Below are 12,977 nucleotides of genomic sequence, written 5' to 3'. Positions count from 1 at the left end.
AACGAAAAGGGTGCGCCATAGACTTATGACACACCCTCTTTCTTTTTTTCTCGTCATACCTATTTGAAATAAGCCTCGCATAAACATTGAGTGAGGCTTACTATCGTTTTAAATGAAGCTTACTTCATTTTCTTTTTTAGAACATTCTTCCACCCGGATGACCGCCATTGAATGGACGACCACGGAAATCAGGACGACCACCAGGACCGCCAGGACCGCCAGGACCACCCTGACGAGCCTGCTTGCCTCCGAAGAGATTCAAGCGATATACCACATGGAGCATCGCATAGCTGTTGATGGCATTATACTCCGTATCCGTACGGGATGTGGCAGAAATGGCACGAGAGAAGGTGCTCTGCTGACGAAGGATATCGTAGAACTGGAGCATGATGGTCAATGGCTTGCCCTTCAGGAAACTCTGAGAGAGCTGAGCATTCCATACATACTCATCAGTATTCATGCTGCTATCGTTATATCCACGGCGACTGCTGATAGAGAGGCTTGAGTTCAAGCTGGTTCCCCAAGGAGCTGTAAGCGTCATGCTAGGACCATAAGAGAACTGCCAGGTATCGAGGTTGCTGTTAGGCTGCAACTTGTTCTTGGCATGGTTATAATTCAATGTTCCATCGAGCGAGAGCTCCAACCAGTCGTTGCGATAGCTGAAAGAGAGGCGTTCTCTCCAAGTGGTGCTGCGGGTGGTATTCTTCTGGGAATCAGACTGCTTGTCGAGACTCAGATAGCTCACGTAGTTGTTGTAACCCAAGTTGGTGTCGGTATTCAAGTTCCACACACCGGCACTGTCGATAGAGCAGTTGAACATGAAGGCTCCCATCACATTCCAATTACCATTGATATTCTCCGGACGGGTGATTCTTCCACCAGTCTTCTCATCATAGGTCACCTTGTTGCTGATGCTATTGTTGGTGGTTGAGAAGTTGACGAATGTCATGATACCCTTGTTGTGGTTCTGCACGAAGTTGTTGTAGAACAATCGGAAGTTCTGGGTGAACGATGGCTTCAAGCCAGGGTTACCCTTCGAGATGTTCAGCGGGTCGCTGTTGTCGGTGATATCAAGCAACTGCGAGATGCTTGGCTGAGATGTGGTACCACGATAGTTCACACGCAGGTTGCTCATCTTGGAGAAGCGATAGCGGAAATCGAGGGTTGGACTCATATTCACCACATTGCGAACGGTATCTACATGCACTCCCTGATAATCCTGGATATACTTAGACTGCTGTGGCTGAACCATCACACCGAAGTTCAGATTGTACTTCTGACGGATGAATCGCATCATCACCTGGATATCATGATTGTAGTTGCGATACTCTGAGAAACGGCTCAGATCATCATCCTTGTAATCTTCGAGATGACCGGCAAACGGATTCAGGTAGCTATCCCAGCCACGATACTCATGATCACCACTCATCGCATACTTGCTGAAATCATAGGTGCTGCGGTCGCTCTTGGAGTAGCTGTAAGTAAACTTATAGCTGAACTGCAGGAAGGTAGCCTTCCAGAGTGGCTCACTATAGGTCAACTGTCCCGCATAACTGTAATTCTTTGAAGGAGTCAGGTTATAGCGGTTGGTCTGATAAGTAGAATCCTTACCCTCCGCTGTCTGCACGAGATAGAGTTTGGCATTGTTGAGCGAGATGCTCTTGCTGTCCTTATCAGTATATTTGGCATCCACACGGAAGGTGATGTTACGTCCCTTGTTGCCCAACTTGCGGTTAATCTGCAACATACCGCTGATATTGTTATTATCAGAATAGGTGATGCCATTGGTCAACTGACTGTTCACCATAGCCTCAGCCTTATCCAACTCCTCAATACCTTCCTCTGAAAGAGGGTCTTTGGAGGTAATGGTATAAGGATCCTTGTTATAGGAAGCCGACTGGCTGCCACTCAATCCATCGCTGGTACTCCAGGAGATGGAAGGACGGAAGAGGATATTGGTCATGGAATCAGGCATCCACTCCAATCGGATGTTGCCATTCCAACTGTTGCTGCGGGAGAAACTCTGGCTCAGGCTATTGCTGAAAGAGCTGCTGCTACCCATGAAGTTTTCGCTGGAACGGCTGCTCCATACATCGCCATCGCTGTGGTTCCAGCGGAGGGAAGTATTGAACTTGAACTTGTTCTTCAACTCATAGTTATAGTTGGCAGCTATCATCTTGCTGGCATTCAAACCGTTGGCACCGCCCCAGAATCCTCTGCCAGGACCACCGCCGAATCCACGGTCGCTGGTATTGTTGGCATTGGCAAAGAGCATGAATCGGTTGTTATCATTGAAATAACCGCCCATGCCACGCATATTGTAGCGGCTCTTGTTACCTACACCCAGGTCGATGTTGGAAATCAAACCCTTGTTCATACCCTTCTTCACACCGAAGTCGAGCACGGTCTGTTCCTCGCCGTCATCGATACCGGTAACCTTAGAGAGATCACTCTTCTCATCGTATGCCTTGATCTTGTCGATGATGCTGGTAGGCAGGTTCTTCAGGGCAGTCTTGGTATCGCCCGTCATAAACTCCTTGCCATCCACGAGAATCTTCTTCACTTCCTTACCATTAATCTTGATGGTACCATCGTCGCTGACCTCAGCACCCGGCAGGCGCTTCACCAGCTCCTCAACCACCGAACCTTCCGGTGTGCGGTAAGCAGCCGAATTATAGACGAAGGTATCCTCCTTCAGGTTCACCTTCTGCGCCATGGCAGTAACCACGGCACCCTTCAGCATGATGGCATCAGCACCGAGAACCACATTGCCCATTGCCAGATTCTTGTCATCAGAAATCTCGATACGCTTTACGGTAGTCTTGTAACCTACACTCGACATTTTGAGTAAATACTTGCCATTGGCAGGTGCATTGAGATGGAAGAGTCCCTTCTCGTTGCTAATGGCACCCGACACATAGGTACTGTCGGTCTTGAGTAACTGAATCGTTACCTGTTCTACGGGATCCTTGGTGTCGCGGTCGGTAATCACACCGGTAATCAAGCGATCCTGAGCAAAGGATGCCATGGTTACGAACACCAGAAGCATCATCAGAATAGATCTTTTCATTAATTATAGACGTTATTATTATTTCTTACTTATATATTTGACTTACTTATATGATTAGACCCAATAAAAGCGCAATTGTAAAAAACAGCTGCTCTTTTTGGGGCATTCTGCTTCTTTTGACGCATAAAATATATCAAGGTTTAAACTTTTATAGATAAAAAAGTGCTTTTTATTTTGTTTTGTCTCTGATTTAACGTACCTTTGCAAGCGAATTTACAATGAGTTGCCCACAAAAGGTGACTCTGAAAGTCTGTTTCTTTTAAAAGTATATATGTTATGAATCAGAGAGTAATCATATCAACCCATCTGGAGAACGAACTGGTAAGCGCTCTCTCAGAATGCGAGCACGACAAGCTGTTTGTGCTTACAGATACTACCACACAGGAAATGTGCCTTCCGGTTTTGCAGAAATTCTACTGCATGAAGGAAGCTAAGGTGATAACGATTCCGGCTAGCGACAGTCATAAGGACATCGAAAGCCTGATGATGGTATGGAAGGGACTGCAGGAAGGTGGCGCTTCACGTCATTCTTGCATGATTAACCTCGGAGGCGGTATGGTAACCGACCTCGGCGGTTTTGCTGCCAGCACCTTCAAGCGCGGTATCAACTTCATCAATATTCCTACTACCCTGCTGGCGATGGTAGATGCATCTGTGGGTGGAAAGACCGGTATCAACTTCGGAGGTTTGAAGAATGAGGTGGGTGTTTTCAACGATTCTAAGTTCGTTATTCTCGATACAGAATTCTTAAAGACGCTCGATGCAGAAAACATCTGTTCGGGCTATGCAGAGATGCTGAAACACGGTCTGATTTCTACAGAAGCAATGTGGGAAGAACTGGTCAGTTTCGACCTCGACAAGCCTGATCTGAAGCAGTTGCAGCGCATGGTAGGCGACAGCGTGAAGGTAAAGGAGCGCATTGTAGAGCAGGATCCTCACGAGCAGGGCATCCGCAAGGCGCTGAACCTGGGCCATACTTTCGGTCATGCGTTTGAGAGCTGGGCATTGAAGCGCAAGCCTATCCTGCATGGTTATGCAGTGGCATTCGGTCTCATCCCTGAACTCTATCTGAGTGTTGCCAAAACCGGATTCCCTACAGAGAAGATGCGCCAGACCGTAAACTTCATCAAGGAATTCTATGGTACACTGGATATTACCTGCGATGACTATGATGAGCTCATCGAGCTGATGCATCATGACAAGAAGAACCAGAATGGCATCATCAACTTCACGATGCTGGGCGGCATAGGCGATATCCGTATCAACCAGACAGCTACGACAGAAGAGATCAAGGAAGCACTCGATTTCTTCAGAGAAGGATAATTCAGCTAAAGAATCTTTCTTCAGAGAATCTCTTTAAAGAAAGATAGAGCGCTTCGGCTTTCCGGTTTCGGTAAGCGGAAGATGCTCTACATGAAGGAATTCCCTTGGAATCCAATATTTATGATCAGATAAGAGGCGGCGAACAGTCGCCTCTATTTTTTCAATCTCCTCATCTTCCGTCAGGAGGACAGCAATTTCTCCAAACTTCCCGTCTTTCTTCTTGGCTATCATGAAAGGTTTTTCAAGATAAGGCTTCAACAGAGCCTCAACCTCTTCTATCTGTATTTTGATGCCTCCGCTGCAAATCACATTGTCTTTTCTGCCTTTGATGCGAAAACGGAGTTTTTCCACCTTATTATATATATAGGATTCTATTTCCACAATATCATTCGTTACCAGGGGCTCAGCACATACTTGCGGAGCATCTATCACCAGACATCCTTCCTCGGTCTGACTGATTTTCACACTATCGAAAGGCTGGTACCATTCGCTGGCCTCAGCACCATTAATTCTTCTCAGGGCAATATGCGAGAGCGTTTCGGTCATTCCGTAGGTACTCCAGATGGCAATATCACCGGGAAGAGCCTTCAGTCTCTGTTCGAGAGCCTCATCTATAGCTCCGCCACCGATAATAAGATGCCTGATGCGGCAGAGACGAGCCCGCTCTTCAGGAACCTGCAGGGTATTATAAACCTGCATCGGGACCATCGCAGCGAAGGTAATCTCTTCATTTACATCTTTCAAAGGATGACCACTTGGGCAAACAGAAATAAGATGGAGATGGCGCTCTATACTCCGCACCACCACCATCTTACCTGCAATATAATCGAGCGACATACAGAGCAGGGCGCTATCACCAGGTTTCAATCCCAGGAAATCACAGGTGATGCGGGCCGAGTTGAGCATTCGCTTCTTCTCTACCAACATCGGTTTAGGCTTGCCTGTAGAACCACTTGTATGAACAAGCACCCGGTCGCTACCGTTATTCCATTCTGAAAGGAAATCTTCTAAAGTCATTTTACTACAAACAGTTTGTCACCACGAATCTCCAAAGGCATCGGTATATTATCAGTAAAGAGCTGTCCGGTACCCAAGCCTTGCGGCATCTTGACATTAGGACCATATACTTTAGCTGCATAATGAGCAATCGCATTCAGACCGATATTACTCTCAAGAGCAGAAGTAATCCAGCTGCCGATACCACGCTGGTTAGCCAGTTCTATCCACTCGTTGCATCCATAGATGCCACCATGAAGTGAAGGTTTGAGGATGATATACTGAGGACGGACGGTATCGAGCAAAGCCTGTTTCATACTCCGGACATTCACACCAATCAACTCCTCGTCTAGGGCGATAGGAAGCGGTGTTTCGCGACAAAGCTGAGCCATCTTAGGCCACTGATGCTGCTTGATAGGCTGCTCAATCGAATGAATGTCATATTTAGCCAAAGCCTCCAGCTGACTCATTGCATTCTCCGGCAAGAAGCCACCATTGGCATCTACACGCAACTCAACCTGCTCCTTGGTATACACATCACGGATGCGCTTGATGAGATTGAGTTCCTTGAAGAAATCGATGGCACCGATTTTCAGTTTCACGCAATGGAAACCCGCCTGGAGCTTCTCCTCCAGTCGTGCCAGCATCTCCTCGTAAGTACCCATCCACACCAATCCATTGATGGTGATGCCCTCTTCTCCCCTACCGAAAGGAGAATCGAAGAGATTGACAAGATTCTCCATTCCGACTGGAACAGAAACCCCTTTCTGCTTCAATATTTCTGAAGAAGAAGATGCTCCTTCAGCAGGAACAATCTCCAAAAACTTCTTCGCTGCATCGAAGAACGAAGCGAAGGCTGTTTCCAAACCGAAGGTGATGCTAGGGTAAGCACGAATCATATCGTATGGAATGCGTCCCATCTGCTCTACCATCTGACAAACCTGTCGCAGGGTCATCTCATATTCCGGTTTGGCATCGCAACTGAGATCAGGGAGCGTAGCACACTCTCCCACTCCCTCTACTCCCGGCATTTCATCAGAGGTGAGAGTGAGATAATAACTGTGTCTCGTGGTATATACGCCACGAGACGTGCCTGCCGGCTGCTTGAAGTGGAGCGTGCGCTCCGAGATTTCTATCTTATACACTTTATTTAAATGTTAAATGTTGAATGTTGAGTGTTGAGTGTTGAATTATCCTTCCTCACTTACTTCTTCTGTTTCAATTCATACAGATCCTTGCGGCGGTCGCGAAGATTTCTTACAGCACCGTAGGTATGAAGCTCATTCAAGAGATTCAGGTCAACATCTGATACGAGAATCATCTCGGTATTAGGTGTTGCCTCTGAACGCTTGCCATCGTTAGGGAAAGCAAAGTCGCAAGGGGTGAACACGGCGCTCTGGGCATACTGGATATCCATGTTGTGAACACGTGGCAAGTTGCCTACACTACCCGCAATGGCTACATAGCACTCGTTCTCGATGGCACGCGCCTGGGCACATACTCTTACTCGGGAGTAAGCATTCTGGGTATCGGTCATGAATGGCACGAAGAGAATCTGCATGCCATCCTCAGCCATTAATCTTGACAACTCAGGGAACTCCACATCATAGCAGATGACGATACCAATCTTACCGCAATCGGTATCGAAGGTCTGGATATGGCTACCACCACTCAATCCCCAGCACTTCTGCTCATCTGGTGTAACATGGATCTTCTCGTACATATCCACGCTACCATCTCTGCGGCAGAGGAAGCCTACATTATAGAGAGAATCATCCTTAAGATAAGGCATACTACCCGTGATGATATTGATGTTGTAACTGATGGCCAACTCGCGGAAACGGTCACGGATTTCTTCGGTATACTGCGCCATCTTTCGGATGCTCTGCGCCTCACCCAAATCATTGAAACGAGCCATCAAAGGCGCATTGAAATACTCAGGGAAGAGGATAAAATCGCTCTTGTAATCGCTCACAGAATCAACGAAGAACTCAACCTGTTCGAAGAGGTCATCCACCGAAGCGTATGGGCGCATCTGCCACTGTACCAATCCGATTCTTACGGTTGGCTTGCGGTCTACATAAGAATCCGTAGGTGGTTGATAATAGATATTATCCCACTGCAAGAGGGTAGCGCAGTGTTCGCTCTCCTCATCGCTAGGAAGATAGTTGCGGATTACGCGGCGCACGTGGAAATCATTGGAAAGCTGGAAGGTAAGAACCGGGTCATAGATTTCACGGTTTCTTACATGCTCGATATACTCCTTAGGGCGCATCTTATCGGCATACTTGTGATAGTTTGGTATACGACCGCCAAACATGATAGCCTTCAAGTTGAGCTTCTCGCAGAGTTCCTTGCGATACTCATACATACGGCGAGCCAGGCGCAAGCCACGATAATCAGGGTGGATAAATACCTCGATGCCGTAAAGAATGTTTCCCTTAGGATCGTGGGTATTGAAGGTTTCATTACCCGTAACCTGAGCATAGGTATGATCGCCCTTCACCATATTATAATTGACGATGATAGAGAGCGCACAGCCCACAATCTTATCATCAACGATAATAACCACCTGACCCTCAGGGAAGATAGTAATGAGTTTCTTAATCTGTTCTTTTGTCCAGAATACATCTGAGTCTGCGTAAATACGCCTAAATGACTTGGCAAGCTGATCATAATCCTCCATACGGAGGTTGCGCATGCCTACCTTTTCGATTTTTCGAGTTGGTTCCATAACAACTGTATTTTTATTATTATCTAAATCCGGGTGCAAAGATACAGCAAATTATAGATACGGCAAAGAGTTTTCGCAAATAATTGACATTTACGAAAACTCTTTTCATGTATTTTACACAAAGAGCGCGTTTACGCTTAAAATCAGATGCTAATATTTGGCATTTTCCTGTGGAATCGCTTTATCATGATCATCCAGATAAAACAACTTCACAGGATGATACTTCTCACTTGCCACAGAATATTCATCCTGGCGATAACGGGTCAGGATGCCTCCTATCCCCAACATCGTATGAAAAGCCGAAAGACTCGTCTGTACCTGTTGGGTACGATGACCTGACAAAGTTTTCAGTATTCCCGGATATTGTTTTCCATAACCATCTGATGTCCAGATGATGAAAGGAACATGCAGCTCATAATCAGATGCCTTCGGGGCGGCGTGCAGAAAGAGGCGACGGTCATCATCAAAGATATTCTCTCCATGGTCGCTGGTATAGAGCATCGCCGATGTAGGTTGGCTATATACCCCATCCGTCTTTGCCTGAGTCTTCTCCCATTTCTGCAGACGTTCTACGATACCATGCAGGATATAATCGGTATACCGGATGGTATTATCGTATGCATTCAGCAGGTCACGCCGGTTCTCCGGCTTCGCTTCGCTCTTACTGTCAGGTTTAAAGAAAGCGAAATTACGGGGATAGCGCTCCTGGTAATTAAAGTGAGAACCATAAGTATGAAGTACCACGAAGAGTTTCCGATAACGGTATTGCTTGGATGAAGAAGCATCTGCCGCAGGCAATATCCCATCCAACTTCTGCAACAAATCACTATCATAATGATTATCTTTTGCAGAAGCACCTTCCTTCAGGAAGTAATGTTCATCAGCCTGTTCGCCAAGGAAATCAATAAAAGAATGATTAGGCAGCTGATTGCTGATAAATACGGTATGAAATCCCGCCTCCCTGAAAGCAGCCAGGATACCTTTCTCATGAAAGAGACGTTCGAAATCCTCTGCTGATGCAGCCGACAGGAGCATAGGAACACTCTTATGCGTAGTATTACTCTGGGTTGTAGCATCGGGAAAAGCTATGATTCCAGGAGTCTTGGAAAGCAAAGGATTGGTATCGCGCGGATAGCCATAGAGACTGAAATTGTGGGCTCTCGCCGTCTCTCCCACCACCATCACATACACCTCGGGAGCCTCAGCATCGTGCTCGTTCCTGGCATCAAACCTGAAAATCCTGCTTGCCTCCCTGTAATTCTCTGAAGCCGCATCACGCTCGAAAGCAAGATAGAGATTATAGCAAACGTTAACAGGATAAAGTTGGTTGCGCAAGCGATAATCATCTACAGCCACATAGCAAGCCAGCAGACAGAATAAACCGACAGCAGCTATCTCCAAAGCCCAACGACGCACTCGATGCTGGAGTTGAACCACTATCATCCCTTTCTTGCTGATATTGACAATAGCCAGAACCAGCAAAGGAAGATAAACCACAAAAACACCCACCACAGCAGGCAACAGATTACCAAGCAGTTCCTTCACCTCGCCAGGATTGGTAGTTACAAGATTCAGAAACATATCTACCGCTATCACTCCCGTCCCGAAGAGATAAAGCAATACCAGTTGGAAGGCAGCGAAAAAAACAAAAAGAAAAGCCCACCAGATCATCTTACCCGGGCATCTGGTTAACGAAAAGAACCACATGTAGAGTGCCAAAGGCAGCAACACATTGGCCCCACAAGCCCAAGGAGCCAGACATTCGGTATAGCACAGAGCTATATTAGGCAACAACAATGCTACCACAGCATACCCGTAAAGGAATGCGCCCGATGACACCTTATTATATATATCCGTAAAACTGTTCATTCTACTTTTTCATTAACACTTTAAAGAGCATTATCAAACTACATAAAGAGCATTATTACTAAAACGCTTCATTGATATTGAAGAGGAAACCAGACTGACCCGACTTACCGAATCCATAATCCAGACGTACATTCACATTCTTCTTAAATTCCCAGCGATAACCTACACCAGCATTCGGCAAAATCTGTTTAGAGCGCAATGCCGAGAATTTCGGGAAGATGGTTCCTGCTCCAACCCACACTACGATGCCATTACGCTTCCATACATGTTGGCGCAACTCAACCGTAGCTTCCAGAGAATGTTTATCGCGATAACGGCCTTCATAATAGCCACGCATGGAATGAGTACCACCCAATTCTGCCATCATTCCCCACGAAGGATTACCAAAGTTGAGGTTAGCCCCAATGTCCTCGGCAAGAACCGTTCCCTTACCCAGTCGCTGATAGGCATCAAAACGAAATGCCGTCGTACTGAAGGCATAATCATTTCCCATAAATCTAGGTCTGAACATCTGATTGATATTCAGACAGATACCACGATGTGGATTCGTAAGATTATCTCTGTTATCATATACCAGAGAAACACCAGCTCCAACATTCCAAGTATGCTGATCCATGCCTTGCAGTAATTCCGGACGCTCAATATGTTTACCTATTACATAGTCATAACTCGCCATCGGTCCGATATAGAAATTATCTGCTACACGAAACAGGAAGCTAACTTCAGCCTGAGCCTGCCAACGCTTCATGTCACTCTTATTGGCATCGTTATCGCCCATCTCATAGCCTATTCCCCAAAAATCAGAGGGAAAAGAATAGAAATAAAGGTGATAATCGATGCGATATCTTCCTTTAGGAGCAATATGGTTACCACGGACACCCAACATATAGAAACCTACAGAACTGACATCACCATAAAGCGAGACATTAGAAGGAGGAAGAATACTGTCATTCGGATCAGTACGGTATAGTCCTGCAGCCACCAATCCCAATCCAAACTTGGTATCAGAGGCATAATGAGGGCCACCTATCACACTAAAATCGAAACGCTTATGCTTCTTGTTTTTGTTGGAATCATTAAAGTAGTCAAGAATCCGGTTCACCCATGATTTCCCGGCATATAAAGTCGTCGTATCCATCTTCTCTGCAGATGAGATACTATCGGTTACAGAAGGCTCAGAGGCATAGCTGCCCAATGCCAACATCATAATAAGTATTGTCAGAATATGCTTCATTTTGTCGATTTTATTATTTTAATACACCAATGCTACATTATCAATCCACAAGGTATTGCCTGGAGTTCCGATATAGGCTCCACCATCGGATGAGGAGAACTGAAGAATCAGATGAGTAGGTGTTTCGTTAGCACTCGCCCATCCTACTTCTTTTACCGGCACGCTCTTACCCTTGCTGTTACGGGCATAGTCAGTGGATCGCAGTCCCATAGTAGCAGCCTGATAACCTGCCATGTGGCGGATATCGCCATAATGGATTGTATAGGTAGCATCTTCCACCCATCTATCGGTACTCTTTCCGAATCTGACTACCATCGTACCCACACGTTTAGCTGTTATATTTCCCTTAGCATCTTCATGACGTTTCTGCAGATAGAGCACAGCTATAGCATGATCTCGACCAGCAACCGTAGAGGCTCCGCTAAATCCATTCTGCTTGATACGATTGGCTGCATTAGGAAAAGAAGTCTTATAATCAAAGCGCAAAGCCTTAGGACGTGCGGTGAATGGTATACCCCAATTGATGGCTTTAGGACCATCCTTAGTACTTGTTATCGGCTCACGAACATCACCCAGAAAGAGAGAACCGGCAGCCAAGACCTTGATATTGATGAGTCCCAGCACTTTTACTTTCTCAATATGGGTTACCAGTTTGGCACAATATCCACTACCATGTTTATCACGAAACACAGAGTTATTCGTCTTATAGATGCCCGATACATGTGCCAGGACATTAGAGGAACCCCAAGGCGAACCACCCTTATTGGTATAAGGAATATTACCATTGATAGTCATATTAGGTCCAACGGCATAAACTTTTTTCTGATTTCCTCCAATAATGCCTGATTCTTTGATATTCCTGATTACCCAGTGGTCCATATTACCATATTTAAAAGGAACCACCTTTTCCTGTCCCTTAACGGGAAGGCACGACAAAGTAGCAACCGCCATAACGATGCCTGATTTTATTATTTTCTTCATATCTGTTTCTTTTATATATCATTAAGGCTGCAAAGATAGAAAAATATTTTCTAGTTTTCAGTTTTCTTCGACATAAAGCATAAAAAATTAAGAAATAATAATATATTTACTGCATTTTAATTGCCATAAAACCAAAAAAGTCCTGCATTTGCTGTTATAAACAAATACAGGACTCCTGATTCAATATACAAAACAGAATCTCTTGCACCGGTTACAATAGAGACATGCACCGGTTACAATAAAAACATGTTCCGATTACTCCAAAAGCTATTATCGGTTTGAATACATATTATCGTAATACTTCTGGTAATCACCCGATGTTACGTTATCCATCCATTCCTGGTTATCGAGATACCATTTCACGGTTTCCTCGATACCCTCCTCAAACTGGAGAGATGGCTCCCAGCCGAGTTCCTTCTGCAACTTTCTAGAGTCGATGGCATAACGCATATCGTGACCCTTTCTGTCTGTTACATAAGTGATGAGATCCATATCCTCGCCTTCCTTTCTGCCGAGCAATCTATCAACAGTCTTGATTACCACCTTGATGATGTCAATGTTCTTCCACTCGTTGAAACCGCCGATGTTATAGGTCTCGGCTATCTTACCCTTGTGAAAAATCATATCGATGGCACGGGCATGATCTACTACATACAACCAGTCGCGCACGTTCTCACCCTTACCATATACTGGCAATGGCTTGCGATGACGGATATTGTTGATAAACAGCGGAATCAACTTCTCAGGGAACTGGTATGGACCGTAGTTGT

General features: G+C 45.6%; 9 protein-coding genes. 1 reads left to right on the top strand and 8 read right to left on the bottom strand.

The genetic code is table 11. The annotated features are described in order from the left end of the window. Window positions 1-136: 136 nt before the first annotated feature. Complete coding sequence (locus DWV53_RS14015) at window positions 137-3,070, bottom strand: TonB-dependent receptor (protein WP_118155109.1); 2,934 nt, start codon at window positions 3,068-3,070, stop codon at window positions 137-139. A gap of 276 nt (window positions 3,071-3,346) precedes the next feature. Between DWV53_RS14015 and aroB the strand changes: the two genes are divergently transcribed. Further along, the gene (aroB, locus tag DWV53_RS14010; RefSeq protein ID WP_118155106.1) at window positions 3,347-4,393 is read left to right on the top strand and encodes a 3-dehydroquinate synthase; all 1,047 of its coding nucleotides are present in this window, start codon (window positions 3,347-3,349) and stop codon (window positions 4,391-4,393) included. A 33-nt stretch (window positions 4,394-4,426) separates the two neighbouring features. On the opposite strand, the gene DWV53_RS14005 is transcribed toward aroB, so the two are convergent. The 7 genes from DWV53_RS14005 to DWV53_RS13975 form a co-directional block, all read right to left on the bottom strand. After that, entirely contained in the window at window positions 4,427-5,410 is a 984-nt protein-coding gene (locus DWV53_RS14005) for an AMP-binding protein (protein ID WP_118155103.1), read from the bottom strand. Further along, window positions 5,407-6,534 (bottom strand): o-succinylbenzoate synthase, encoded by a 1,128-nt coding sequence (locus DWV53_RS14000; RefSeq protein WP_118155099.1) that lies wholly within the window; start codon window positions 6,532-6,534, stop codon window positions 5,407-5,409. Before DWV53_RS14000 ends, DWV53_RS14005 begins: the two co-directional genes overlap by 4 nt. 59 nt (window positions 6,535-6,593) lie before the next feature. Then, complete coding sequence (locus tag DWV53_RS13995) at window positions 6,594-8,123, bottom strand: carbon-nitrogen hydrolase family protein (RefSeq protein WP_118155096.1); 1,530 nt, start codon at window positions 8,121-8,123, stop codon at window positions 6,594-6,596. 150 nt (window positions 8,124-8,273) lie between these two features. After that, on the bottom strand, window positions 8,274-9,992 hold the full coding sequence (locus tag DWV53_RS13990) for a phosphoethanolamine transferase (protein WP_118155093.1): 1,719 nt from the start codon (window positions 9,990-9,992) through the stop codon (window positions 8,274-8,276). A gap of 58 nt (window positions 9,993-10,050) precedes the next feature. After that, entirely contained in the window at window positions 10,051-11,226 is a 1,176-nt protein-coding gene (locus tag DWV53_RS13985; RefSeq protein ID WP_118155090.1) for a BamA/TamA family outer membrane protein, read from the bottom strand. 18 nt (window positions 11,227-11,244) lie between these two features. After that, entirely contained in the window at window positions 11,245-12,207 is a 963-nt protein-coding gene (locus DWV53_RS13980; protein ID WP_234699090.1) for a PCMD domain-containing protein, read from the bottom strand. Between the two features lie 270 nt (window positions 12,208-12,477). Then, window positions 12,478-12,977 (bottom strand): dTDP-glucose 4,6-dehydratase (locus tag DWV53_RS13975; RefSeq protein WP_118155087.1); only part of this gene is annotated, 500 nt, incomplete at its 5' end.

The organism is Segatella copri (assembly GCF_003465495.1).
GTDB lineage: Bacteria > Bacteroidota > Bacteroidia > Bacteroidales > Bacteroidaceae > Prevotella > Prevotella copri_G.
The sequence above is the reverse complement of the archived record's forward strand: the minus strand, read 5'-3'. Positions and strand labels throughout refer to the sequence as shown.

Bases quoted from the DNA above. Each gene is read 5' to 3' on its own strand.
- DWV53_RS14015 (WP_118155109.1), bottom strand. From the start codon at position 3,070: ATGAAAAGATCTATTCTGATGATGCTTCTGGTGTTCGTAACCATGGCA.
- aroB (WP_118155106.1), top strand. From the start codon at position 3,347: ATGAATCAGAGAGTAATCATATCAACCCATCTGGAGAACGAACTGGTA.
- DWV53_RS14005 (WP_118155103.1), bottom strand. From the start codon at position 5,410: ATGACTTTAGAAGATTTCCTTTCAGAATGGAATAACGGTAGCGACCGG.
- DWV53_RS13995 (WP_118155096.1), bottom strand. From the start codon at position 8,123: ATGGAACCAACTCGAAAAATCGAAAAGGTAGGCATGCGCAACCTCCGT.
- DWV53_RS13990 (WP_118155093.1), bottom strand. From the start codon at position 9,992: ATGAACAGTTTTACGGATATATATAATAAGGTGTCATCGGGCGCATTC.
- DWV53_RS13985 (WP_118155090.1), bottom strand. From the start codon at position 11,226: ATGAAGCATATTCTGACAATACTTATTATGATGTTGGCATTGGGCAGC.
- DWV53_RS13980 (WP_234699090.1), bottom strand. From the start codon at position 12,207: ATGAAGAAAATAATAAAATCAGGCATCGTTATGGCGGTTGCTACTTTG.